The organism is Zhenpiania hominis (assembly GCF_014333425.1).
In the GTDB taxonomy this organism is placed as follows: domain Bacteria; phylum Bacillota; class Clostridia; order Peptostreptococcales; family Anaerovoracaceae; genus Hominibacterium; species Hominibacterium hominis.
The window spans coordinates 60,208-84,459 of the sequence record NZ_JACRYT010000002.1 but is presented as its reverse complement, the minus strand read 5'-3'; the positions used below and the strand labels follow the sequence as shown (position 1 = coordinate 84,459).

The 24,252-nt window shown below is 48.9% G+C and carries 22 protein-coding genes; 18 read left to right on the top strand and 4 right to left on the bottom strand.

The features are described from left to right. Nucleotides 1-125 precede the first annotated feature (125 nt). The 4 genes from surE (at nucleotide 126) to H9L42_RS03190 (ending at nucleotide 3,720) form a co-directional block, all read left to right on the top strand. A complete protein-coding gene (gene surE, locus H9L42_RS03205) occupies nucleotides 126-890 on the top strand; it encodes a 5'/3'-nucleotidase SurE (RefSeq protein ID WP_187302008.1) in 765 nt (254 codons plus the stop codon). After that, nucleotides 887-1,432, top strand: a complete 546-nt coding sequence (locus H9L42_RS03200) for a hydrolase (protein ID WP_187302007.1) — start codon at nucleotides 887-889, stop codon at nucleotides 1,430-1,432. The genes surE and H9L42_RS03200 overlap by 4 nt, the downstream gene beginning before the upstream one ends. Before the next feature lie 59 nt (nucleotides 1,433-1,491). After that, nucleotides 1,492-2,367 (top strand): DUF2156 domain-containing protein, encoded by an 876-nt coding sequence (locus tag H9L42_RS03195; protein ID WP_187302006.1) that lies wholly within the window; start codon nucleotides 1,492-1,494, stop codon nucleotides 2,365-2,367. 171 nt (nucleotides 2,368-2,538) lie between these two features. Then, nucleotides 2,539-3,720 carry an acetyl-CoA C-acetyltransferase gene (locus H9L42_RS03190; protein WP_187302005.1) on the top strand — a complete coding sequence of 394 codons (1,182 nt, stop codon included), beginning with the start codon at nucleotides 2,539-2,541 and terminating at the stop codon, nucleotides 3,718-3,720. 56 nt (nucleotides 3,721-3,776) lie between these two features. Here H9L42_RS03190 and H9L42_RS03185 read toward each other — a convergent pair whose 3' ends face one another. Further along, complete coding sequence (locus tag H9L42_RS03185) at nucleotides 3,777-4,625, bottom strand: YibE/F family protein (RefSeq protein WP_187302004.1); 849 nt, start codon at nucleotides 4,623-4,625, stop codon at nucleotides 3,777-3,779. Then, a complete protein-coding gene (locus H9L42_RS03180; protein ID WP_187302003.1) occupies nucleotides 4,616-5,719 on the bottom strand; it encodes a YibE/F family protein in 1,104 nt (367 codons plus the stop codon). Before H9L42_RS03180 ends, H9L42_RS03185 begins: the two co-directional genes overlap by 10 nt. Nucleotides 5,720-5,904: 185 nt before the next feature. On the opposite strand from H9L42_RS03180, the gene H9L42_RS03175 reads away from it, so the two are divergent. The 13 genes from H9L42_RS03175 (at nucleotide 5,905) to spoIVA (ending at nucleotide 21,407) form a co-directional block, all read left to right on the top strand. Then, the gene (locus tag H9L42_RS03175) at nucleotides 5,905-6,108 is read left to right on the top strand and encodes a hypothetical protein (RefSeq protein WP_187302002.1); all 204 of its coding nucleotides are present in this window, start codon (nucleotides 5,905-5,907) and stop codon (nucleotides 6,106-6,108) included. A gap of 120 nt (nucleotides 6,109-6,228) precedes the next feature. Next, entirely contained in the window at nucleotides 6,229-7,893 is a 1,665-nt protein-coding gene (locus H9L42_RS03170; RefSeq protein ID WP_187302001.1) for a glutamine--tRNA ligase/YqeY domain fusion protein, read from the top strand. A 10-nt stretch (nucleotides 7,894-7,903) separates the two neighbouring features. Next, nucleotides 7,904-9,058, top strand: coding sequence for an NAD(P)-dependent malic enzyme (locus tag H9L42_RS03165; protein ID WP_187302000.1), 1,155 nt, complete (start codon nucleotides 7,904-7,906; stop codon nucleotides 9,056-9,058). Between the two features lie 9 nt (nucleotides 9,059-9,067). Further along, nucleotides 9,068-9,394 carry a hypothetical protein gene (locus H9L42_RS03160; RefSeq protein ID WP_187301999.1) on the top strand — a complete coding sequence of 109 codons (327 nt, stop codon included), beginning with the start codon at nucleotides 9,068-9,070 and terminating at the stop codon, nucleotides 9,392-9,394. A 52-nt stretch (nucleotides 9,395-9,446) separates the two neighbouring features. Beyond that, nucleotides 9,447-10,466: a phosphate acyltransferase PlsX gene (gene plsX / locus H9L42_RS03155; RefSeq protein WP_187301998.1), complete on the top strand. Its 1,020-nt coding sequence runs from the start codon at nucleotides 9,447-9,449 to the stop codon at nucleotides 10,464-10,466. Continuing rightward, nucleotides 10,456-11,154, top strand: coding sequence for a ribonuclease III (gene rnc / locus H9L42_RS03150; protein ID WP_187301997.1), 699 nt, complete (start codon nucleotides 10,456-10,458; stop codon nucleotides 11,152-11,154). The genes plsX and rnc overlap by 11 nt, the downstream gene beginning before the upstream one ends. Continuing rightward, entirely contained in the window at nucleotides 11,144-14,689 is a 3,546-nt protein-coding gene (smc, locus tag H9L42_RS03145) for a chromosome segregation protein SMC (RefSeq protein WP_187301996.1), read from the top strand. The genes rnc and smc overlap by 11 nt, the downstream gene beginning before the upstream one ends. Before the next feature lie 17 nt (nucleotides 14,690-14,706). Beyond that, nucleotides 14,707-15,603, top strand: a complete 897-nt coding sequence (ftsY, locus tag H9L42_RS03140; protein WP_187301995.1) for a signal recognition particle-docking protein FtsY — start codon at nucleotides 14,707-14,709, stop codon at nucleotides 15,601-15,603. Continuing rightward, entirely contained in the window at nucleotides 15,596-16,921 is a 1,326-nt protein-coding gene (der, locus tag H9L42_RS03135) for a ribosome biogenesis GTPase Der (protein ID WP_187301994.1), read from the top strand. Before ftsY ends, der begins: the two co-directional genes overlap by 8 nt. Beyond that, the gene (plsY, locus tag H9L42_RS03130; RefSeq protein ID WP_187301993.1) at nucleotides 16,914-17,537 is read left to right on the top strand and encodes a glycerol-3-phosphate 1-O-acyltransferase PlsY; all 624 of its coding nucleotides are present in this window, start codon (nucleotides 16,914-16,916) and stop codon (nucleotides 17,535-17,537) included. Before der ends, plsY begins: the two co-directional genes overlap by 8 nt. Before the next feature lie 11 nt (nucleotides 17,538-17,548). Further along, the gene (locus tag H9L42_RS03125) at nucleotides 17,549-18,544 is read left to right on the top strand and encodes an NAD(P)H-dependent glycerol-3-phosphate dehydrogenase (RefSeq protein WP_187301992.1); all 996 of its coding nucleotides are present in this window, start codon (nucleotides 17,549-17,551) and stop codon (nucleotides 18,542-18,544) included. After that, nucleotides 18,531-19,853, top strand: a complete 1,323-nt coding sequence (miaB, locus tag H9L42_RS03120; RefSeq protein WP_187301991.1) for a tRNA (N6-isopentenyl adenosine(37)-C2)-methylthiotransferase MiaB — start codon at nucleotides 18,531-18,533, stop codon at nucleotides 19,851-19,853. Before H9L42_RS03125 ends, miaB begins: the two co-directional genes overlap by 14 nt. Before the next feature lie 75 nt (nucleotides 19,854-19,928). Further along, nucleotides 19,929-21,407 (top strand): stage IV sporulation protein A, encoded by a 1,479-nt coding sequence (gene spoIVA / locus H9L42_RS03115; RefSeq protein ID WP_187301990.1) that lies wholly within the window; start codon nucleotides 19,929-19,931, stop codon nucleotides 21,405-21,407. A gap of 127 nt (nucleotides 21,408-21,534) precedes the next feature. On the opposite strand, the gene H9L42_RS03110 is transcribed toward spoIVA, so the two are convergent. Both H9L42_RS03110 and H9L42_RS03105 read right to left on the bottom strand, forming a co-directional pair. Beyond that, complete coding sequence (locus H9L42_RS03110; RefSeq protein WP_187301989.1) at nucleotides 21,535-21,750, bottom strand: hypothetical protein; 216 nt, start codon at nucleotides 21,748-21,750, stop codon at nucleotides 21,535-21,537. A gap of 51 nt (nucleotides 21,751-21,801) precedes the next feature. Further along, nucleotides 21,802-22,599, bottom strand: a complete 798-nt coding sequence (locus tag H9L42_RS03105) for a PAS domain-containing protein (RefSeq protein ID WP_187301988.1) — start codon at nucleotides 22,597-22,599, stop codon at nucleotides 21,802-21,804. Nucleotides 22,600-22,735: 136 nt separating this feature from the next. Here H9L42_RS03105 and H9L42_RS03100 point away from each other — a divergent pair, with 136 nt between their 5' ends. Further along, the gene (locus H9L42_RS03100) at nucleotides 22,736-24,121 is read left to right on the top strand and encodes an MFS transporter (RefSeq protein ID WP_187301987.1); all 1,386 of its coding nucleotides are present in this window, start codon (nucleotides 22,736-22,738) and stop codon (nucleotides 24,119-24,121) included. The last annotated feature ends 131 nt before the right edge of the window (nucleotides 24,122-24,252 follow it).

The following is a 24,252-nucleotide window of genomic DNA, read 5'->3' as shown; positions in this document are numbered from 1 at the left end:
GTTTAAAAAAATATCTGAAATTTTCGTCTTTTGTTTCGGGATAAAAAAGGGAATTCTTAAACCGGTTAGATTATGATATAATAGCGACGTATGGTATTGATTTTGCAGAAAGGGGACTGGGTGGATTGAATATTTTAGTAACCAATGATGACGGCATAGAGGCTTCCGGTATTCGGAATCTGGTAAAAGCGCTGTCTCAGACCGCGGAAATTTATGTCTGTGCGCCCCATACGCAGCGAAGCGCGTCCGGACATGGGATCACAGTGGGCAAGCCCATTGAAGTGGAGGAAACGGATTTTGAACATGCGGTAAAAGCTTACGCAACAACGGGAACCCCAGCTGACTGTGTAAAAATTGGGACAAAGATTTTAAACGATCAGGGGATTAAGATCGATATGGTCTTTTCCGGAATTAATCTGGGAGGAAATCTGGGGACGGATACTCTGTATTCCGGAACGGTATCCGCGGCCATTGAGGGGTCGCTTTGCGGAATTCCTTCTGTTGCTGTTTCCGTAAACAGCCATAAGGCAAGTCATTTTGAGCTGGCCTGCGATCTGGCCCTCGGCGCGTGCAGGAACGGCTTTTCAAAAATGAGCGCGCGAACGGTATTGAATATTAACACACCGGATCTTCCGAAGGAGGAGATTAAGGGTGTAAAATATACAAGGCTGGGGATGCGGGAGTACAAGGAGTGGTTCCGCCCAAAAACCGGCGAGAACGGGAAGACGCAGTACTGGTATGAAGGAAACCCGGTCGTTTATGAAGGTCTTCCTGATGATATTGATGTAATATCCATGCAGGATGGATATGCCAGCATTACTCCCCTGCATTACGATTTGACAGACTATGAGCTGGTGGATGAAATAAAGAAATGGAGGCTGGCAGAATGAGCCTGATCAAAAAAGAAGACGCCGTACTGGTAGCGATTGATCTGCAGACAAAGTTGCTGCCAGCCATGGCAGATGCGCGGAATTTGCAGGAGACAGTCGTAAAACTGGCTGAGGGACTCCGTATCCTTAATATTCCGGTGCTTGTGACTCAGCAGTATACAAAAGGTCTGGGACCTACTGTTCCGGAAGTTGCCGAAGCGCTGGGCGCGTTTTCACCCATCGAAAAGATTACCTTCAGCGCCATGGGTGAGCCGGATTTTACGCGAGCCCTGGCGGAAACAGGAAAGAAAACCGTCATTTTGATTGGGATTGAGACCCATATCTGCGTGCAGCAGACCGCTTTGCAGCTGGCGGAAGCCGGTTATAACGTATATGTAATTCAGGATTGTGTTGCTTCCAGAAAGGAACAGGACAATTTGTGCAGCCAGCAGCGAATGGCAGCTGCCGGAATTACTGTTACCACCTATGAATCCATTCTTTACGAATTGATGGGAGGAGCAAAGGCAGATGGCTTTAAGGCTATCTCGGCGATTGTAAAATAGAGATGTTTGTATTTGAAAAAAGCATTCATATAAAAGACAGAGCCGTTTTGGAGGAATATTTGAAGGGATATGACTACCAGACCTCGGGGCTGTCCTTTACTTCGCTGTACATGTGGCGGAATATTAACAATTTCTCTTGGAAACGATCGGGAGACTATTTGCTGCTTGCGGGGGCAAGTCACTTGGAAGAAGAGGGGGCGGCCGAGCCGTTTTTTCTGCCGCCGCTGACAAAGGATGGGAGATATGAGCCTGATGGTGTTCGTAAGGCTGTTCTGGACGCGAAGGAATGTTTTGAAGCGGAAGGGCACGTCTTTCAGATGCGATTGGTTCCAGGGCATATGCTGGGGATGCTGGAAGAAGCGTTCCCGGACCAGATGTATTTTTCGGAGGACCGGCCCAACTACGATTACGTCTACAGGCGCAGCGATCTGGCTGAACTAAAAGGAAGGGACTACCATTCTAAAAAGAATCATCTGAATTATTTTCGAAAGAACTATTCTTATGAATATGTTCCTCTTACATCCGGTATGGCCTGGGAGGCGATTGAATTTGTCCGGGAACTGAACCGAAGTAGAGAGCGTTCTGGGCATGAGTTGGAGCTTCTTAAAATGGAGGAAGACGCAATGGCGGATGTGTTCTGTCATATGGAGGAGGCCGGGTATATGGGCGGCGCGATCCGGATTGATGGAAAAATGCAAGCGCTTACGGTGGGAGGTCAACTGAATTTGGATACGGCGGTCGTGCATATCGAAAAAGCGAACACAAATTTTAGGGGACTTTATCAGGCAATTAACAATGAATTTTGCCGGAATATGCCGGATTCGACGGAATTTGTAAACCGGGAGGAGGACATGGGAATCCCGAATTTACGTAAAGCGAAGCTGTCGTACAAGCCGGTGAAGATGATTGAAAAATATATCGCGGCATTTAAGTAATTTAGCGGCTTTGAAAAAAGTTGTTAAAATATTAACAGATTTTTGCCAAAAACTCTTGCAATTCTGAAAAAGTATGGTAATATTTTAGAAAAAGCATAAGTAACTAATGGTTAAAAATCTAACAAAAGTTATTCTGGCGCATTACGCGCAAACTTTAAGGAGGACATGAAAATGAGAGATGTTGTAATCGTAGGTGCAGCAAGAACACCAATCGGCAGTTTTGGCGGAGCTCTGAAAACCGTACCGGCAAGGACTTTAGGAGCGATCGCCGTAAAAGAAGCTATCAAACGTGCCGGAGTAAAGCCGGAAGACATTGATGAAGTAATCATGGGTACTGTGCTGCAGGGCGGTCTGGGCCAGAACGTAGCAAGACAGATTTCTATGGACGCGGGAATTCCGAAAGAAGTACCGTCCATGACTCTGAACAAAGTATGCGGTTCCGGACTGAGAGCAGTATCTCTGGCTGCACAGATCATCAAAGCTGGAGACGCAGACATCATCGTAGCAGGCGGAGCAGAAAACATGTCCGCAACAGCCTATGCGATGCCGGCAGCAAGATGGGGCGCAAGAATGAACAACGCGCCGATGGTAGACATGATGGTAAACGATGGACTGTGGGATGCATTCAACAACTACCACATGGGAATTACAGCAGAAAATATCGCGGAACAGTGGGGACTGACCAGAGAAGAACTGGACGAGTTCGCAGTAGCATCCCAGCAGAAAGCGGAAGCTGCAATCAAAGCTGGAAAATTCAAAGATGAAATCGTTCCGGTAGAAATTCCGCAGAGAAAAGGCGATCCGATCATCTTCGATACAGACGAACATCCGAAGTTTGGATCCAGCATGGAAAAAGTTGCAAAACTGAAGCCGGCATTCAAGAGAGACGGCGGCGTGGTAACTGCGGCAAACGCATCCGGAATCAATGACTCCGGCGCGGCAGTTGTCGTAATGTCCAAGGAAAAAGCGGATGAACTGGGAATCAAACCGATGTGCACCATCAAATCCTATGCTTCCGCTGGCGTAGATCCGACAATCATGGGTATCGGACCGGTTCCGTCCACAAGAAAGGCTCTGGAAAAAGCAGGCATGACAGTGGAAGATCTGGATCTGATCGAAGCAAACGAAGCGTTCGCGGCACAGTCTGTAGCGGTTGGCAAGGATCTGGGATTCAACAAAGACATCCTGAATGTAAACGGTGGAGCGATTGCGCTGGGTCATCCGATCGGAGCATCCGGCTGCAGAATCCTGATCACTCTGATGTACGAAATGGCTAAGAGAGACGCGAAGAAAGGTCTGGCTACTCTGTGCATCGGCGGAGGACAGGGTACCGCAATGATCGTAGAACGGTAATTTCTAATCGTTTTATCGTCATAAAAACTCAAATTAAAAAGCGGGGAAAGCGCGGCTTACAGGCGGCTCTCTCCGCTTTTTTTTGTGGTTCTTTCGTTATGCCGCGCCTGAATTCGGCGTGCGGTCTTGGTTGAAAATCGTTTGAACGGCGCGGGTATCTTTGAAGAATGGTAAAAGAAGGAGCCCAGCAGAGCCGCCACGGGAAGGATCAGGACGCACCCGCTGCCGCAGAGGGCGATGGAAATGACCTCCTGGGCAAATTCTTTGGAATTAACCATCTGTTCAAAGGAGTAGTATTCCATAAACTGCAAAAACAATGTGAAATACTCTGCCATAAAAATGAAGAACAAAGTGTTGATCGTTGAACCTAGAATATCTTTTCCCACAGAGATGCCGGAAAAGAATAGTTCTTTCCGCGAAAGCCGCGGGTTGTTGAGATGCACCTCATAAAGAGCGGAAGTAACTGCCAGCGCGGTATCGATAATGGCGCCAATGAGCAGCATGAGAAGGGCGGCAATCTGCAAAAGGCACATGTTGATTCCGATTTCCGGCGCATACCCGTTGGACTCTCTTATCTCGTACTGTCCGACAGGGAAGCCCTGTATGGAGGAAAATGTGCCGAGATACCAGAGAAATCCCATCAGAAGGGCGATAACAACCGCCACCGACCAGAAGGCGGCAACGGTCTTTTGGTTGACTTCGTTCTGATAAAACAGCGTAAGCAGGGTTACGCCCAAGCAGGAGACCAGCGCGGTAATCAGGGGATTCGCGCCCTGATAAATGACAAAGATACAAGCTGCCAGAATGGAGGCGTTCCCGGCAAGTGTTACCAGCGCTTTCGCGGTCCGGTCCCCTCCGATGAAAAGTACCAGGAGCACAAAAGCGGCTGCCAGAATCAGGAGCATTTTACGGCACCTCCTTTTCTCAGAAATGCGGACGCCGCGAAAATGGCCAGCGGAATGGTAATGATAATCCCGATACTTCCGGTCAGAAATCTGGCAATCTCAAAGAACGCGTTGTATTTGATCACGGTGAAAAAACTGATTTCGTTTTTCATAGACAGAATAAACACCGGGATGCAGGAAGCGATGTTTGTAAAGAACACCACGTTGATCATGGTGCCGGTAATATCATCAGCAACCTGGCGGCAGGAATGCAGGAGCGCTTTCCTTGAAATGTGCGGATCTTTTCGGATCAGCTCTGCCGAACAGGCTGTAATGGTAACCGCGATATCCATGATAACGCCCAGCCCTCCGATTAAAATTTCGGAGAGAAAGAGCAGGTTGGCGTCGCTTCGCGTATAGGGTTCCGGCAGGTATTCCATGAATTCATAACTGATTTCAGGTCCCAGCCAGATAACCGCCGCGGAGAGGAGTCCGACAAAAGCGACAGCGCCGAGGGTCGCGCACAGAGAGATCCAGGTTCTGCGGTTTGCTCCGTTGATCAGGATCAGCACAATGCAGGAAAACAGAATTACCAGGACAATGCTGAGAGCAAGAACGTTAGGACCGGCGCCATAGAGCATCAGAAGCACGCAGAACAGCGAGATGTTGACGGTCAGGCCGAGGATTGTAAATATCCCCTGCTTTCCCCCTGCGAGAACCAGCAGAGCCAGCAGTACGATCAGCGTCAGGGCCACATAATAGTCCCGTTTCACTCCGGTGACGCTTCCGGTCAGAACTGCGGAATCATCTGTGTTCTCATCTGCGGAATGAATGGTAACAAAAAGGAAGTCCCCTTCGGAATAACGGTCATCATATACAAGCGACTCCTCATAGGTGTTTTCAAGGTGAATGGTCTGACCGCGGAAGTCTCCGTTTTTCACTACTCCGGTCAGAGACTGGTCAACCGATCCGGAACCGCTGGCTTTTTCGGAAACCTCTGTGACCTTCGCGATGGGAGTATCATAGCTTTCGCAGTTATTATATACACATAAAAACAGCAGAATGGAACAAAGCGCCACTGCTGCGGACTGGATTAAGATGCGTTTGCGCCTCATTATTCTTTGGCCTCCTTTTTTCGACAAAAACTACTATAAATCAAAGAAACAGGCGAAAGCAAGCACTTTCGCGATGATCAGAAATTCTTAAGATTTTCGTCAAAAGACTGACACATTTGTTCTCTATAATAAAAACTACAAAAGGGATAAAAGGTTAATTCAAGAAAAAGGGAAAGGGGAAATGTATGAAGCAAAAAGCCGTAGTAATGGCGACGGCGTTTACGATGCTTTTGGCAGTAGGCGTTACAGGACTTGGAAGTGAGGCGCTGCACCAGCATCCTGCGTACACCGGTCAGAATGCCCAGATTGAAATACAGCAGACGCTGACACTTTCCGCACCGGAAACAGAGACGCTGCTTCTGAGTGCGCCGTCCATAGAAAAGAAATAAATAAGATTTGCGAAAAAGGAGCTGAGGGGGCTCCTTTTTCATTGCATTTCCATCCTTACATAGGATATAATAAATAGATATATCATTTCACAGACGGAGAAATACTTAGGAGGAAACGTTATGGCAGATACAGAGAACAAAACAGCGGGCGCGGCAGAAGGCGCGTCAAATTTTATTCATAATATTATCGATCAGGATTTGCAGAGCCATAAATATGGAGACAGAGTGCATACCCGGTTTCCTCCGGAACCAAACGGATACCTTCACATCGGGCATGCGAAATCCATATGCCTGAATTTTTCCACGGCAGAAAAATACCACGGCAAATGCAATCTGAGGTACGACGATACGAATCCGGTTAAGGAGGATATGGAGTATGTCGATGCCATTGAAGAGGATGTAAAATGGCTGGGTTTCCAATGGGACAAACGTCTCTGGGCATCCGATTATTTTGATAAAATGTATGAATTCGCGGTGCGGCTGATTAAAAAAGGCAGCGCCTTTGTCTGCGACCTGAACGCGGATCAGATCCGCGAATACAGGGGAACGCTCAAGGAGCCGGGAAAGGAAAGCCCTTACCGAAATCGTTCGGTAGAAGAAAATCTGAAGCTCTTTGAAGAGATGAAAGAGGGGAAATACAAGGATGGGGAAAAGGTGTTGCGAGCAAAGATTGATATGGCTTCTCCCAATATCAACATGCGGGATCCGGTCATCTACCGCATTTCCCATACAGAGCATCACAATACGGGCGGAAAATACTGCATTTATCCGATGTATGATTACGCGCACCCCATTGAAGACGCCATCGAGGGCATTACCCACTCGATCTGTACCCTGGAATTTGAGGACCACAGACCTCTTTACGACTGGGTCCTGAAGGAACTGGAATGGGAGGCGCCTCCGCAGCAGATCGAATTCGCGCGGCTTAATCTGACCAATACCGTGATGAGCAAACGCCATCTGAAATCCCTGGTGGACGACGGTGTCGTGGAAGGCTGGGATGATCCGAGAATGCCGACCATCGCGGGACTCAGACGCAGAGGGTATACGCCGGAATCCATTCGGGACTTTTGCGAGAGGATCGGCGTGTCCAAAGCCAACAGCACGGTGGATGTGGCGCTGCTGGAGCATTGTGTAAGAGAAGATCTGAAGGAAAAGGTGGAGAGCCGCAATGTGGTGGAAGATCCCATCAAGATCGTAATTACCAACTATCCGGAAGAACAGACCGAGGAAATGGAAATCGAAAACAACCGGGCAGTGCCGGAAATGGGCAGCCGTATGGTTCCCTTCAGCAGAGAACTGTATGTGGACGGCGCCGACTTTATGGAAGAGCCCGTAAAAAAATACTTCCGCCTGTTCCCCGGAAACGAAGTGCGCTTTAAAGGGGCATACTTTATCACCTGCAATGAAGTGATCAAAAATGAGGATGGGAGCATCAAAGAGCTTCACTGTACTTACGATCCTCAGACCAGAAGCGGCAGCGGTTTTGAAGGCCGCAAGGTAAAGGGCACCATTCATTGGGTAGACGCCAAGACCGCGGTGAAAATCAAAATCCGCAACTACGATTACCTGATGATTGAAAATGAAGAAGGCCAACAGATTTTGAATCCGGATTCCCTGAACGAAACCTGGGGATACGCGGAGCCGTCGGTTATGGAGGCTCAGCCGGGAGAGCGGTTCCAGTTCTTCCGCCACGGATACTATATCGCTGACACCAAGCTGACCAACGAAAACGAAAAAGTATTCAACAAAATTGTAGGACTGAAGAGTTCCTGGAAAAAATAAAGGAGTAACCATGGATTATTATAAAGAGTCGCTGAAAATGCACGAAGAACACAGGGGGAAGATGGAAGTCGCCAGCAAGGTGAAAGTGACAAACAAGGATGATTTGTCCACGGCCTATACGCCGGGAGTAGCGGAACCTTGCAGGAAAATCCATGAAAACCCGGAAGATGTATATAAGTATACGAATAAGAGCAATACCGTGGCAGTCATCAGCGACGGATCCGCAGTGCTCGGACTGGGCAATATCGGAGGACTGGCGTCCATTCCGGTTATGGACGGAAAATCCCTGCTGTTTAAAGAATTCGCCGGGATCGACGCCTTCCCTGTCTGTCTGGAAACTCAGGATGTAGATGAGATTGTAAATATCGCTAAGAATATCGCGCCTACGCTCGGCGGCATTAACCTGGAGGATATCGCGGCTCCGCGCTGCTTTGAAATTGAGCGCAAGCTGCAGGAACAGGTAGATATTCCGGTATTTCATGATGACCAGCATGGAACGGCGGTTGTGGTAACCGCGGCGATTATGAACGCGCTGAAAATTACGGGGAAGCAATGGAAAAACGTGAAAGTTGTAATTAACGGAGCGGGAGCCGCGGGAACTGCGATTGCCAGAATGCTTCTGGCGGCGGGAGCGGGAGACGTCATCGTCTGCGACCAGATTGGAGTGCTGGCCAAAGATGACGATCGACTGAATCCCGCGCAGGAAGAACTGGCGAGGATGACGAATCAGAATCTGGTGAGAGGAACGCTGGCAGACGTGATGAAGGGCGCGGATGTATTCGTTGGTGTATCCGCGCCGCGAATTGTGAATGAGGAAATGATCGCCTCAATGGCGAAAGACGCAATCGTGTTTCCCATGGCCAACCCGGAGCCGGAAATTATGCCGGATCTGGCCAAAAAAGCCGGCGCCAGAATCGTAGGTACCGGACGTTCTGATTTTCCGAACCAGATTAACAATGTACTGGCCTTTCCGGGAATCTTTAAAGGCGCGCTGGAGGCACGGGCAAAGCGGATTACCGAGGATATGAAGATTGCGGCGGCCCGCGCTCTTGCCGATATCATTACGGAAGATGAACTGTGCGAAGAATACATCATTCCAAGCGCTTTTCATCCGGGCGTTGCCGACGCGGTAGCAGAGGCGGTAGCCGGAGCCTGGAAGGAATAGCAGCTGTGCATGTTGGGACGCGCATGGTTTTGCATGAAAAGCGGGTGCGGCGGTGGCTACGCGCGAACATTAGCGATGATTTTGAAAAAAGAATTGCGCGATTTAGTAAAAATATTCCATATAAGGGGTGCTTTGGGGGTTTTTTCTCGGAAATCAGGCCGCGAAACTGCAGTTTGGGAGGTATTTCTGGAGAAAAAGGCAGTTTTTCTTTCCTTTTTAGCAATTTGTTCGCGCGCTGCGGCTTTGGATGGAAAAATTGAGGGATTTGTTCGCGCGGTGTATGCAGCCCCGTTTTTTTGGCATTGCAAAGCCCTGCGTATTATGATAAAATTATAAGATCACAAAAATACAGTTTTAGAAAACAGCAAAGAGTAAGGTGGAGGATAGCGTGAGAGTAATACTTGACGGCATGGGCGGGGATCATGCTCCTGCGGAAATTGTAAAGGGAGCGGTGGAAGCTGCCGCGGAAATGAACCATGAAATTTATATAGTAGGAAAAGAAGACGCAATTCGCGGAGAACTGAACAAATACCAGTATAATGAAGAACAAATTAAAGTAGTCCATGCTGGAGAGGTCATCACAAATGAGGACAGCCCAGTAAAAGCGATTAAAAGGAAGAAAGATTCATCGATTGTTAAGGGGCTCACTATGCTGAAGGAAGGACAGGGCGATCTGTTCGTCTCAGCGGGAAATACCGGCGCACAGGTTGTGGGAGGACGGATGATTCTGGGCAGAATCAATGGTATTGACCGGCCGGCCCTGGCCAGTGTTTATCCGTCGCTCGCCGGGGGAAAGGCGGGGCTTCTGGTAGACGCGGGGGCCAGCGCGGAATCCAAACCCCACAATCTGCTGGAATACGGAACCATGGGAAGTATTTATATGGAGAAGGTTCTCGGACGCGAAAATCCGAAGGTTGGCTTGGTAAACCTGGGCGTAGAAGAAGGTAAGGGAACCAGTGTAACAAAGGAGGCCTATCGGCAGCTTTCTCAGGCGCCGATCAACTTTATTGGCAATGTGGAAGCCAGAGAACTTCCCACCGGTGTCTGTGACGTCATTGTCTGCGACGGCTTTGTGGGAAATGTAATTCTCAAGCTGACGGAAGGTCTTGCCTGGAATATTTTGAAACTGATTAAGAAAAAATTCCTGGATGGGGTGAAGGCAAAAATCGGGGCTATTTTCCTAAAGAGCAAACTGGGAGAGCTGAAAGAGGAATTTGATTACTCGGAATACGGCGGCGCGCCGATCCTGGGCGTAGACGGAGCGATGATCAAAATGCACGGTTCTTCCAATGCGAAAGCAGTCAAAAACACCATTCTCAAGGGAATTCCCTATGCGGAAAATAATGTGGTTGCTGTAATAAAAACTGCGATTGCGGATTTGGAGGAGATTATAGCCGGTGAAGAATAGAAAACAATTTGAAGAAGTAATCGGATATAAGTTTAACGACAGGCAGCTTCTCGATAAGGCGCTGACCCACAGCTCCTATGTGAAGGAAAATGGGCAGAGTAAGCTGTATGACAATGAGCGCCTGGAATTTTTGGGGGACGCATTCTTAGATGCGATTATTGGCGAGGCATTGTACAAGCGGCTGCCCAGCGCGGAGGAGGGAAATCTGACGAAAGCGCGGGCGTCAATTGTATGTGAGCGCTCTCTGGCAGAGGCGGGTCGGCGGCTTTCTATCGGTGAGCATATGCTGTTCAGCCGGGGAGAGGAAAAAAGCGGAGGCCGCAATCGGGACTCGATTCTTGCGGATGGAATGGAAGCGGTAATTGGCGCGATCTATCTGGACGGAGGATATGAGGAAGCACAGAATTTTGTCCTGCGGATCTTCCAGGACTCTCTGCAGGCGGCGGGAGAGGGAAAGTTAAGCAATCGGGACTACAAATCAGAAATTCAGGAACATCTGCAGGGGAACGGAATCCTGGATATCCATTATGCGCTGGAAAAGGAAGAAGGTCCGGATCATGACAAACGATTTTCCGTAAGGCTGGAGATCTGCGGAAAGACTGCGGGAAGAGGCAGCGGCAAGAGCAAGAAAGTGGCGGAACAGAATGCTGCCAAGGACGCGATAGAAAGGGGTATGGATGTATTTTAAGCGGATTGAGATGCATGGCTTTAAGTCGTTTGCGGATCCGGTTACGATCGAGTTTCATCAGGGGATTACCTGCGTTGTCGGACCGAACGGCAGCGGCAAGAGTAACATCAGCGATGCCATCCGCTGGGTGTTAGGAGAACAGAGCCCGAAAATGCTGCGGGGCGGAAAGATGGAAGAAGTGATTTTTGCCGGTACTGCGAGCCGAAAGTCCAGAGGTATGGCTGAGGTGACGCTGGTAATTGATAATGCAGAAGGCACTTTGCCGATTGAGTATCAAGAAGTGGCGATTACAAGAAGAATGTTCCGTTCCGGTGAAAGTGAATATTCCATTAACAACCACACCTGCAGGCTGCGGGATATTCGGGAACTGATCATGGATACGGGTATCGGCGTTGACGGCTATTCTTTGATCGGACAGGGAAAAATTTCAGATATTATCAGTAATAAAACGGAAAGCAGACGGGAGATCTTTGAAGAGGCTGCCGGTATTGTCATGTATCGGACCAAAAAGGCAGAATCCGAGCGTAAACTTACAGCCGCTTCGTCCAATCTGGAGCGGGTAAATGATATTATTGGTGAGATTGAAGGCAGAATAGATGGTCTGAAAGAAGACAGCGAGAAGGCAAGGGAATACATAGAACTTCGGGACAGAAACCGGGAACTGGAGATTAATATTACTCTAAAAAATATCGAGACTCTGGAAGCCAGGAACAGGGAACTGAACGCGGAATTGGCGGAAAAAAACGCAAAACTGGAATCCCTTCAGAATGAAAAAGCTTCTGCGGATAAAAAATTGGCGGAATCCAGGAAGAAGAGCGACAATCTTCAGAACCTGCTGGATGAAAGCCGGGAAAAATTGATGCGCAGCACCGGGGAGATCAACGAACTGATCAGCAGAGACCAAATTAATCAGGAGCGCCTGGGAACCATTGACAGCAGCAGACAGCGGATTGCCGGAGAACTTCAGTCTCTGTCAGAAAAACTGAAAAAAGAAAAAGCAAACGCATACAGCGTGAAGGACGCCTGTGCGCAAGCGCAGAAAGAATTGGAACAGATCCAGGACCAGCTGCGGGAGAATCTGCGGCAATATACGGATCTTACAGAAGAAATGTCTATGGCGGCCGAACAAGCGGAACAGTATAAAGACGATATTTTTCAGGCGCACAGCCGTATAAACGCAAAGAAAGCAGAGGCGGCAAGTCTGGAAAATCTGAAGGAAACCCTGGAACGCAGAAAAAAACAAGTGAGCGAAGAAAAAAAGCGGGGAGAGGACAGCAGCCGAGACACGCTGGATATACTGAGCAGACTGCGGGCGGAGCGAAAAGAAAAAGAAGAAGAACTGGAGCAGATGAGAAAAGATCTGAGCGAAAGCCAGAAAAAGCAGGCGGCAGGAGCGGCGGAGGAACAGCGTTTAGCCGGGGAGTTGGAAGAACTTCGCGTTTTGACTGGACAGCTTTCTTCAAGAAAGAAAACCATTGAGGAAATGGAACATAACTACGAAGGTTATAATTTCGCTGTACGCTTTATTATGAAAGCGGGTCTCTCGGGAATTTTCGGAACGGTCGCAGAATTGATTCAAGTCCCGAAAGGGTTTGAAACCGCTGTTGAAACAGCCCTGGGAGCGGCTTTACAGAATATTGTGTGTGAAGACGATAAAAGCGCTCAGACTGCCATTGCCAGGCTGAAAGAAAACCGGGCGGGAAGACTGACTTTCCTTCCTGTTTCTTCGATTCGGGGAGGCCGAAACGGGCAGGCGGAAGTTCTGCGGGGAGAACCGGGATTTCAGGGTCTTGCTACAGAGTGTGTGGAATTTGCCCCCGCGTATCGGAATGTGATGGAATATCTTCTGGGAAGAGTGGTAGTCGTAGACCGAATGGACCATGCGGTGCGCCTTTCCAAAAAGGCGGCGGGTCTGCGTTTTGTAACCTTGGAAGGTGAAATTATTAACGCGGGAGGGGCCATTACCGGCGGACGCTATAAAAATAAGACCGCGAACCTTCTGGAGAGGAAGGCGGAAATTGGGGAGCTGGAAAAGCGGCTGACTCTTGCGGAAGAAAAAAAACAGCGCGGGAGCCGAAAGCTGGAAGAACTGCAGACTGCAGCCAGGGAGGCGCGGCTGCGGATTGCCAGCCAGGAAGAAAGAACGCGGAGTCTGGAAATCGATCTGGCCTCCATTAAAAATGAATACATGGTGCTGGAAAATTCTCTGAGTGATTTTAAGGAACACAGCGGAAGGTGGGAAAAGGAACTGGAGAGTATTCACAGCGAGCAGGAGTCTTCGGACAGAATGATCCGGGAACTGGAATGTCAGATAAAAGGCGATCAGGCGCAAATTGCGGAAAGAGAGCGAGACGCGGAGACTCAGATTCTGAAGCACGAAGCGAAAAAGGAAGAGGCGGAGAAGCTCAGCGAAGCAATTACAAAATTGCGGATTAAAGCGGGAGCCTGCGAAAGCAGAAAGGCAGGCGCCGAAGAAATGACAGAGCGGGTACATCGGACTATCCGTGAATTGGAAGCTGAGATACAGCAAAAAGAGTCACAGGCAGAGCACCTGGCGGGCGAGAAGGAAAGTTTGGAGACAGGCAGCACGGAACTGACATCGATTGTAAAAGAAAAAGAGCAGGAAAAAGCGTATCTTGAGGGCTATATTCAGGATCTGGCAGAAGAAAAGGCGCACGCCGCCAAGGATGCCGAAACCTTCCTTTCCGAGAAAGAGGCTTTGGAGCGACAGGTAGGGAGCTGTCAGGATCAGAAATATGAGCTGGAGGTGAAATCCGCGCGCAGCGAAGCTCAGATGGACTCCTATAAAGAAAAGTTGTGGGAGGACTTTGAGGTTTCCTATATTCAGGCTATCGAATTCAAGAAAAAGGATTTTGCGATGTCTCCTGCTGTAAAAGAAAATCGGCGTATTAAGGCGAGAATGAAAGAACTGGGAGAAGTGAATGTCGGAGCGATTGCCGAGTACGAGACTGTTCGGGAACGTTACGCCTTTTTAACCGGCCAGAGGGAAGATATTCTGCAAGCGATGGACAGCTTAAAACAGATTATAAGAGATATGGACAAAACGATTAAAGCGAGGTTTAAAGAAAGCTTTGATCAGGCAGTCCTATATTTTGAACAAATTTTTTCCGATCTGTTTGGCGGAGGGCATGCGCAGCTGCAGCTGGATGATGAATCCAACCCGTTGGAATCAGGAATTTCCATTATTGCGCAGCCTCCAGGGAAAAAACTGCAGAACATCAATCTGCTCTCCGGCGGGGAAAAAACGATGACGGCCATCGCCCTTATGTTCGCAGTTTTGAAGACAAAGCCGACGCCATTTTGCATATTGGATGAAGTGGAAGCGGCGCTGGATGACGCCAATATTGAGCGATTCGCAAGATATTTGAAAACCTTTGACAATATACAGTTTACCTTGGTAACCCATCAGAAGACAACGATGGAATATGCGGATGTACTTTACGGTGTTACAATGCCGGAACAAGGAATTTCCAAAGTCCTTTCCCTAAACCTGGGGGACGGATTTGACGGATAGGAAAGGAGAAACAGGATATGAAATTTGGAAAGAAAAAAGGATTTTTCGGGAGACTGTCCGAGCGGATCGGGGATGTTATTTTAGCAAGGCCGACCATTGACGAAGACCTGCTGGACGATCTGGAGGAGGTCCTGATTACTTCCGATATCGGTATGGAAACAACCATGCATATTATTGAACAGCTCAGAAGTGATATTAAGAGTGAGCGGATCCGTGAACCGGAGCAGGTAAAGGAACAAATAAAAGCAATTATCGCAGGTCTGATCGATAAAGGAGAGCGGCACAAGCTATGCCAGGACATGCCGCTGATTATCCTGATGATCGGTATTAACGGCGGAGGAAAGACAACTTCCATCGGAAAGATTGCGTATAAATGTAAAAAAGAAGGAAAAAGCGTCATGCTGGCAGCAGCCGATACATTCCGGGCAGCAGCTGGGGAACAGCTGGAAATCTGGGGACAGAGAGTCGGCGTAAATGTAGTTCGGCACCAAGAAGGCGCGGATCCTTCCGCGGTCATATTTGACGCGATTCAGTCGGCAAAGGCCAAAAATATCGATGTGTTGATCTGTGATACCGCCGGACGTCTGCAGAACAAAAAGAATCTGATGGACGAGTTGACAAAGATGAATAAGGTAATCGGAAGAGAGTATCCGGAGGCAGCTAGAGAAAACCTTTTGGTGCTGGACGCGACTACAGGAAAAAATGCGGTGTCCCAGGCAAAAGAGTTTAACGAGAGTGCGGATATTACAGGAATCGTCCTCACAAAGCTGGATGGAACCGCGAAAGGCGGAATTGTCATAACGATTGCCGATGAATTTGATATGGCAGTGAAGTTTATTGGTGTGGGCGAAGGGATCGAAGATTTGAAGGAATTCGATCCGAAAGAATTCGCGGGAGGAATATTCGATGAGTAAACCAATTGTGGCGGTAGTGGGACGGCCGAATGTGGGCAAATCCACATTTTTCAATAAAGTGGTGGGAGAGAGAATCGCCATTGTAGAGGATACGCCCGGTGTAACCCGGGATCGGATTTACGCGGAGGCAGAATGGTGCGGCGTATCCTTTGCGTTGATCGATACCGGCGGAATCGAACCTGACAGCAAGGATATCATTCTCTCTCAGATGCGTGAACAGGCGGAAGTAGCGATGGCCGCGGCCGATGTGATTCTTTTCATGGTAGATGGAAAGGAGGGGCTGACGGCAGCGGATCGGGAAGTGGCTATGATGTTGATGAAGACGGGGAAAAACGTAATCCTGGCTGTAAATAAAGTGGATAAGGCACAGCTTCCCGATGATTTTTATGATTTTTACGAGCTGGGTCTGGGAGAACCTATTGCCATTTCTTCCGCCAATATGCTGGGGCTGGGAGATCTGCTGGATCGGATTGTGGAAAACTTCCCGGAAGGCGCGGGAGTTGAGGATGAAGACGTGGTGAAAATCGCGGTTATAGGAAAGCCTAATGTAGGAAAATCTTCTTTGATCAATGAGTTCCTGGGGGAAAAGCGGGTAATTGTATCCCCAATTGCCGGAACCACCAGAGATTCCATCGATACGCCCTTTGAACGGGACGGAGAGAAATATGTGCTGATCGATACAGCGGGAATCCGTAGAAAGAGCAAAGTAAATGAAGATATCGAACGTTACAGCGTGATCCGGGCCATTGCGGCTATTGAGCGGTGCGATGTCTGCCTTCTGATGATCGACGCCGGCGAGGGCATCACCGAGCAGGATAAAAAAATCGCGGGAGTGGCCCATGAAGCGGGAAAAGGTATTGTAGTGGTGGTAAACAAATGGGATACCATTGAAAAAGAAACGAATACAATGAGAAACTTCCGTAAAGACATTGCCGCGGAGCTGACGTTTATGTCCTACGCGCCGTCCGTTTTTATTTCCGTACTGGAACATCAGAGAGTATGGGAAGTTTTGAAGGCTGCAAAGGCAGTTGCCGAAAACCGCGCTATGCGAGTTTCCACCGGACAGCTCAACAGTTTGATTGTAGACGCGACGATGATGAAGCAGCCTCCTGCGGACAAGGGAAAGCGATTAAAAATATACTATGCTACACAGATTGGAATCAAACCCCCTCTGTTTTCCTTTAAAATTAATGATCGGGATCTGATGCATTTTTCTTACGCCAGATATCTGGAAAATAAAATCAGAGAAGGGTTCGGTTTTGAAGGAACATCGATCAAATTTGTATTCAGAGAGAAAGGTGATAAGGAAGATGCCTAGTATTGGTATAATCGGAGGCACAGACGGGCCTTTTGGAGCGGCCTTTCTGGGGATGATGATCATCGCTTATCTTTTGGGAAATATTTCGCCTTCCACCCTGCTTGCGAAAGCAAAGGGAATTGATATTAAAAGTGAAGGAAGCGGAAATGCCGGAACGACGAATGCGCTGCGGGTTATGGGAAAAAAGGCGGGAGCCATTACCTTGGTCGTAGATGTGCTGAAGGGCGTAGTAGCGGTGCTTCTTGGAAACTTAGTATGCGGTCACCTGTGCGCGATGTTCTGTGTTCTGGCGGCTATGCTGGGACATATCTGGCCGGTGTTTTACCGCTTTAAGGGCGGAAAGGGCGTGGCGACGGCCTTTGGCGCCCTGCTGGGTTTGAATCCTTTGCTGGCGCTGGCCGCTCTGGCAATTGTCATTATTGTTGTGCTGATCTCTAAGAGGATGTCTGTCGGATCAATTGTCGTGGCGTTGCTGTTTCCTGTCCTGTGCAAATTCCTGGAACCGGATTTTGTACTTTTGGGCAGTATGCTGGCGATTTTGATTATTGTGAAACACAGAAGCAACATAGCGAGGCTCTTTAAAGGCGAAGAACCAAAGATGAGTATATTTAAGTGAGGAGAAAGAAGATGAAGAATATCGGTGTGATCGGAGCAGGGAGCTGGGGTACGGCCCTGGCCCTTACCCTTAGCGGAAAAGGACATCAGGTAAAAATATGGGATCTGGATGAGACCCATCTTCTGGAGCTTGGAAAAAACAGAGAAAATGTGCGGTATCTTCCGGGAATTCCCTTTCCTTCCAATCTGCGGATTGCGAAGACCCTGCAGGAGGCCCTGAAGGACGCGGATGTCGTTCTTTTTTCTGCTCCCGCGCAGCATTTTAGGAGCGCTCTTGATAACGCGGAGCCATATCTGCGTTCAGATATGATCCTGGTGAATGTGGCAAAGGGAATCGAACAGAAAACGCTGCTGCGAATGTCGGAAATTGCCTTTGAAAAACTACCGGACGCCAGATATGTAACTCTGTCGGGTCCGTCCCATGCGGAAGAAGTGGGCCGGAACCTGCCGACTACCGTGGCGGTGGCTTCTAAGGATTTGAAGCTGGCAGAGGAAGTTCAGGATATCTTTATAACGGATCGGTTCCGGGTTTACACCACAGAGGATGTTGTAGGCGTGGAACTGGGCGGCGCGTTGAAAAATATTATCGCTCTGGGTGCTGGAATTTCAGACGGAATGGGCTTTGGAGACAACGCCAAGGCGGCCCTGATGACAAGGGGCCTTGCGGAAATCAAGCGCCTTGGTGTGAAACTGGGTGCGGATCCGGCGACTTTCGCGGGTCTTACCGGCGTCGGGGATCTGATTGTAACCTGTACCAGCATGCATTCGAGGAATCGGCGCTGCGGTATTATGATCGGAGAGGGAATGGATCCAAAAGAGGCGACAAAGAAAGTTGGAATGGTCGTGGAAGGTATGTTTACCACTGAGGCGGCCTATGACCTGGCAAAGAGAGAGCAGGTGGAGATGCCGATTACCGAACAGCTTTACAATGTCATTAACGGAACGACAGCGGCAAAGGATACGGTGGATCTGCTCATGGGAAGAGAGAAAAAGCATGAGCAGGACTAAAACTTATCATATTACGACCTTTGGCTGCCAGATGAACGAACATGATTCGGAAACCATCGCGGGGATGTTGTCGGAGATGGGATTTTCTCAGGCTCCTGAACGGGATGGAGCGGACGTGGTTGTGATCAATACCTGCAGTGTCCGGGAAAACGCGGATAAACGGTTTTTCGGAACCCTGGGACAGCTGAAGCACATCAAAAAGGATAACCCCGACTTTACCGTCTGCGTGTGCGGATGTATGATGCAGCAGCAACATATTATTGACAGCATCAAGAGCAAATACCCCTGGGTGGACGTGATCTTCGGAACCCACAATATTCATGAATTTCCGAGATTGCTGGAGACCGTACTCAGTGAAAAAGAAAAAATCATCGATGTCTGGGAAAACGGCGGGGATATTATCGAAGGGCTGCCGGCAAAGCGGCTTTACCGGCACAAGGCCTTTGTCAATATTATGTATGGATGCAACAATTTCTGCACATACTGTATTGTGCCCTATACCAGAGGAAGAGAGCGGAGCAGAAAAGCCTGTGATATTCTGGAAGAAGTGCGCCGCCTGACGGAGGATGGCGTGCGGGAAGTGACCCTGCTGGGACAGAATGTCAATTCCTACATGGGAGAAGACGGAACGGATTTTTCGGATCTGATCTATCGGCTGAATGAGGCAGAGGGGCTGGAGCGGATACGGTTTATGACCTCTCATCCGAAAGACCTTTCCGACAAGCTGATTCAGGCGTATCGTGACTGTGAAAAGCTGTGCGACTATATTCATCTTCCGGTTCAGTCCGGCAGCAGTCGGATTCTGAAAAAAATGAACCGGAAGTACACAAAGGACGATTACCTGCGGCTGGTGGAAAAACTAAAGGCGGCGGTGCCCCATATTGCCATCAGTACCGATATTATTACCGGGTTTCCGGGGGAAACGGAAGAAGACTTTGAAGAAACCCTGGATCTGGTGAGACAGGTAGAATATGATTCTGCTTTCACCTTTCTTTACTCGATTCGCAAAGGAACGCCGGCGGCGGAATATGAGGATCAGATTCCGGAGGAAATCAAGCACGAGCGATTTAACCGTTTGGTGGAACTGGTGAATGAAATTTCCGCCAGGAAGAACGCCGCTTATGTGGGAAAAACCGTCAAGGTTCTGGTGGACGGCCCCAGCAAGAATAACAGCGCGGCCCTGGGCGGCAGAACCGAAGGCTTCAAACTCATTAATTTTGAAGGCCCGCAGGACCTGACTGGAAAACTCGTCGATGTGGAAGTGACGGCGGGAAAGACCTTCAGCCTGGAAGGCCGGCTGGAAAAATAAAAAAACGGAATATTAAAGAAACCTCCCTAATATACTGTATTGATTCATAGTCAAAGGCACAGGGAGGTTATTGTTTTGGAAAGTTTAAATATCTATGAAAGCATTGCGAAAAGATCCCAGGGCGATATTTATATAGGTGTCGTAGGTCCGGTCCGCGTGGGCAAATCCACCTTTATAAGGAGGTTCATGGATCTGCTTGTAGTGCCGAATATGAAAAATGTGTATGCCAAAGAACGGCTTTTGGATGAGATGCCTCAGAGCGGATCCGGAAAGACCATCACGACAACGGAGCCGAAATTTGTGCCCGCGGAAGCAGCTGACTTGCAGATGCCGGGCAATATGAACTGCCGGGTTCGCCTTGTGGACTGCGTAGGATATTTAGTGCCGGGAGCGTTGGGCTATGCGGAAGACGGCAAATCCAGAATGGTAGGAACTCCCTGGGATGAAGAAAAGATTCCCTTTGAGGAGGCGGCGGAGCGGGGCACGCGGAAGGTAATTGAAGAACATTCAACCATCGGAATCGCCATTACAACGGATGGGACGACAACGGAAATCCCGCGGCAAAATTATGAAGAAGCGGAAAATCTGGTGATTCGCCAGCTGAAAGAATTGAAAAAACCTTTTATTATACTGGTGAACTCCACAGAGCCGGAAAGTGAGGAGGCACAGGCGCTTGCGGAAGCCTTGCGGGAAACGCACAGCGCTCCGGTTATGGCAGTCAACTGCGCCAAAATGAGCAGTGATGAGCTGAATCGGATCATAGAAAAGGTTTTATACCAGTTCCCGGTCAGCGAAATTTCTTTTGAATTTCCAGGATTTATGGAAGGTCTCGAACCGGATCACTGGTTAAAAGCGTCCGTAATCGAAACCGTCCGCTCCTGGGCGGATTCTTTTCAGAATGCGGAAGATGTACAGAAAACCGCGGGAAATCTTGCTGACGGTCAAATTATAAAGTCTGTCACAGTAACGGATATGGATCTGGGGACCGGTCAGGCAGTCCTGGAAGTGAAAATGGCGGATGGATTGTTCTACAAAGTGATCGAGGAGCTGATGGATGAAAAAGTGGAAAATGACTATGAGTTCTTCCGTCTGCTGCGGGAATTTTCGGCGGCTAAGAAATCCTACGACAAGCTGAAAACAGCCATGGAACAGGTGGAAGCGACAGGCTATGGCATCGTGCAGCCCAAACTGACGGAAATGACACTGGAAGAGCCGGAAGTATTCCGGCAGGGAAGCAAATGCGGAATTCGTCTTACCGCGAAGGCGCCCAGCCTTCATATTATCCGGACGGATATCACGACGGAGGTGGCTCCTATTGTAGGGACGGAACAGCAGTCGGAGGATCTGGTCAAATACCTTCTGACAGAATTTGAAAATGAACCGGAAAAAATCTGGGAAACAAACATTTTCGGAAAAACACTTTATGATATGGTTGCGGAACAGATGCAGAGCAAACTGGCTGGAGTTCCGGAACATATCCGGGTGAAGGTGCAGCGGTCTCTGCAGAAAATCTGTGACGAAGGAAAAGAATATTTCATCTGCATTGTGATATAAAAAGAAAAATGCTTTGTCCCTGGGACAGAGCATTTTTAAATGCAGGAATCCAGGGAAATCGGTCCTGCCAGAACCTCGCGCGCGACGTATAGGGTCATGTCGTCCCGGACCTTTTGCGACCATTTTACTAAGGAAAGCTGGCGGCCGCTGATTTCGATGCCGGTGATACCATAAGGGTGGACGCAGCTTCCTGTATTAAAATGTTGCGGTTTTTCAGAAAATTGTCGTTGGCTGTACCGTTTCCACGGTGACAATCGCTCATAAGAATATAGCGGCTTGCATCAGAGAGTTCCAGGCGGGGAGCTTTCTGAAAATCCCGGTTTAGCCTCGACATATAACTCATACCATACCTCCCATATAGTTTTCTATATGAAGGAGGCAGTCAAAAGGTGAATTACTTTTTGGTCAGATGAACCAATAGCGCAAACAAATCAGAACGCCGGATTGGCTTTCTCAGAAACGCGTCGATTCTAAGATCACGGATGTTTTCAGCGTTTTCACGGTCTTCATCGGAAACAAGCAGAATAAGGGGGATTGTCTTGCCGTCCGGAAGCGCACTGTAACGGACTTCCTTGGCGAGTTCAAATCCGTTCATTCCAAGCATCTTGGATCCAATAAAAAATCCATCAAATCGTCCCTCGTCCGAAGAGGAAAAAAGCTCCAGTGCGTCCGGACCGTTTTCCGTCAGCTCGCAGGTCCCTCCCATTTTTTCGATCTGCTCACAGAGAATCTGCCGATCCATCTCCTGTCCTGCGGCAATGAGAAAATGGCTGCCTCTTATCAATGTATCCTGCGGAGCGGAAATCGGAGAAAGAACACAATAAAAATAAAGCTTACCGCCTTCTTTTTGCTGTACCAGCTGCGCGGAAAGGTTTGTCCACTGATAAGTTCCGTCGCGGCAAAGAATACGGCAATCATAGTGAAAGAGTCGGTTGTCCCTCATAGTGGAGATGATTTCACGGTAAAGCTGGTCCACATAATCCGGATGAAAAATGCATAGAGAATCCTCATCCGTTAAAGTAAGGAGACCACCTTTTTCATAGCCGAACATTTCGTCCGCGGCTCGGTTAAAGTAAAGAAATCGGATTTCGTCCGACACCATGAAGAGACTCACTCCGGAGGATATGCCATCCAGTCGATCCGCCGTATACTGTCTGTTTGTCTCAAATTCGTGAAAAATCGTATTATCCATGTTCTTTTCCTCATAATTACCCTGGTTTTATTATAAGACGTCCTTCCGAGATTGTCAATTTAAGTAAGTGTTTGTTAGAATTTAGGAAATTCCACGCACTCCCTGTATTTTCTGGAAAAACGCGCATACTAACCTTATGAAAAACAAACGAGAGCAGAAAACAACGATTTTGGTAGTGGTGATAACCGCTTTTGTGACAACCTTTACCGGCAGCGCTCTGAACCTGTCGATTCCGGATTTAGGACGGTATTTCGGAGTCAGCGCGGGGGCTGTCGGATGGCTGGTAACTGCCTATATGCTGACCGTAGCGGCTTTATCGGTTCCCTTTGGAAAACTTGCGGACGGGGCCGGAAGAAAACGGATTCTAACTGTGGGGATTCTGATTTTCAGCGCCAGCTCCGGGGCTGCCGCATTCGGAGTTTCCCTTTGGATGCTGATTGCGCTGCGGGTTGTACAAGGGGTCGGAGGCGCCATGATCTTCAGTACGAATATTCCGGTGCTGATCGGCGCCTTTTCCGGAGAAGAACGGGGGAAAATACTGGGCTATTCCATTGCGGCGACCTATACAGGGCTTTCAGCAGGGCCGGTTCTCGGAGGGCTTCTCAACTATCATCTGGGATGGCGCTCGATTTTTGTACTGACGGCCCTGATTGGAGCCGTTGCTCTATTTCTTGCCTGGCTACGGCTGCCCGCAGATAAAAAGAACACTTCCCGCCGGCAGCCGCGGGATATCTGGGGAAACCTGCTGTATGTGGCGATGATTACTCTGACGATGTACGGCCTTTCCGAACTGGATCGGGGGCCGCTTCCTTTTCTGGTGACCGGCGTGGGGATCGGGATCGGCGTCCTGTTCGTGTACCGTCAGCTGCATACGGAATATCCTGTAATACAGGTTCGGATGTTCCGCAAGAATCCGGCCTATGCCTGCGCCAACGCGGCGGCGCTTTTGAATTATGGGGCGACGTTTGCCATCAGCTATCTGCTGTCCATTTATTTGCAGGCAGTGAAAGGGTACAGTTCCCAGACAGCAGGATTTATTCTGATTGTGCAGCCGGCGCTGATGGCGCTGCTGTCACCTCTCGCGGGCAGGATTTCCGATCGCTTTTCTCCATTTTGGCTGTCTTCAATCGGAATGGCGCTGTGTGCCGGGGGATTGTTTCTTTTTGCCGGAATCGGTGAAACGACTTCTCTGTTTTTCACCTTTGCGGCGCTGGTGATCACCGGCATTGGATTCGCCTTTTTTTCCTCTCCCAACACCAATGCGGTGATGTCCTGCGTAGAGGAAAAGGATTATGGGGTGGCGTCCTCCATTTTGGCGACTATGCGATCTGTGGGACATACCTTAAGTATGGTTGTGGTTACCGTTGTAGTCCGCTTGTACATGGGGGAAAAGGCGCTGGAGGACGCGGGAGCGGAACTGCTGACAGAGACGATGCATACAGCCTTTATTTTGTTTGCGGCGGCATGTACAGCAGGCGTATTTATTTCATTAAAGCGAAATCCATCTGAAAAACAGGATTGACAAGCCGCCTGGCAGAGTGGTAATATTAATGCATATAAATACGAAACCGAAGATGAGGGAGTAAAGCTGAGGGACGGTTTCCCAGCGAATCCGGGGTGGTGAGAGCCGGACAGACGACAGTTTCAGCAAAT

Excerpts from the sequence above, each read along its gene's own strand:
- H9L42_RS03100 (WP_187301987.1), top strand. The coding sequence starts at position 22,736 with ATGAAAAACAAACGAGAGCAGAAAACAACGATTTTGGTAGTGGTGATA.
- smc (WP_187301996.1), top strand. The coding sequence starts at position 11,144 with ATGTATTTTAAGCGGATTGAGATGCATGGCTTTAAGTCGTTTGCGGAT.
- H9L42_RS03185 (WP_187302004.1), bottom strand. The coding sequence starts at position 4,625 with ATGCTCCTGATTCTGGCAGCCGCTTTTGTGCTCCTGGTACTTTTCATC.
- H9L42_RS03170 (WP_187302001.1), top strand. The coding sequence starts at position 6,229 with ATGGCAGATACAGAGAACAAAACAGCGGGCGCGGCAGAAGGCGCGTCA.
- H9L42_RS03190 (WP_187302005.1), top strand. The coding sequence starts at position 2,539 with ATGAGAGATGTTGTAATCGTAGGTGCAGCAAGAACACCAATCGGCAGT.
- H9L42_RS03175 (WP_187302002.1), top strand. The coding sequence starts at position 5,905 with ATGAAGCAAAAAGCCGTAGTAATGGCGACGGCGTTTACGATGCTTTTG.
- H9L42_RS03160 (WP_187301999.1), top strand. The coding sequence starts at position 9,068 with ATGTTGGGACGCGCATGGTTTTGCATGAAAAGCGGGTGCGGCGGTGGC.
- H9L42_RS03105 (WP_187301988.1), bottom strand. The coding sequence starts at position 22,599 with ATGGATAATACGATTTTTCACGAATTTGAGACAAACAGACAGTATACG.
- H9L42_RS03125 (WP_187301992.1), top strand. The coding sequence starts at position 17,549 with ATGAAGAATATCGGTGTGATCGGAGCAGGGAGCTGGGGTACGGCCCTG.
- ftsY (WP_187301995.1), top strand. The coding sequence starts at position 14,707 with ATGAAATTTGGAAAGAAAAAAGGATTTTTCGGGAGACTGTCCGAGCGG.
- H9L42_RS03110 (WP_187301989.1), bottom strand. The coding sequence starts at position 21,750 with ATGAGTTATATGTCGAGGCTAAACCGGGATTTTCAGAAAGCTCCCCGC.
- der (WP_187301994.1), top strand. The coding sequence starts at position 15,596 with ATGAGTAAACCAATTGTGGCGGTAGTGGGACGGCCGAATGTGGGCAAA.
- plsY (WP_187301993.1), top strand. The coding sequence starts at position 16,914 with ATGCCTAGTATTGGTATAATCGGAGGCACAGACGGGCCTTTTGGAGCG.
- H9L42_RS03180 (WP_187302003.1), bottom strand. The coding sequence starts at position 5,719 with ATGAGGCGCAAACGCATCTTAATCCAGTCCGCAGCAGTGGCGCTTTGT.
- H9L42_RS03165 (WP_187302000.1), top strand. The coding sequence starts at position 7,904 with ATGGATTATTATAAAGAGTCGCTGAAAATGCACGAAGAACACAGGGGG.
- H9L42_RS03200 (WP_187302007.1), top strand. The coding sequence starts at position 887 with ATGAGCCTGATCAAAAAAGAAGACGCCGTACTGGTAGCGATTGATCTG.
- miaB (WP_187301991.1), top strand. The coding sequence starts at position 18,531 with ATGAGCAGGACTAAAACTTATCATATTACGACCTTTGGCTGCCAGATG.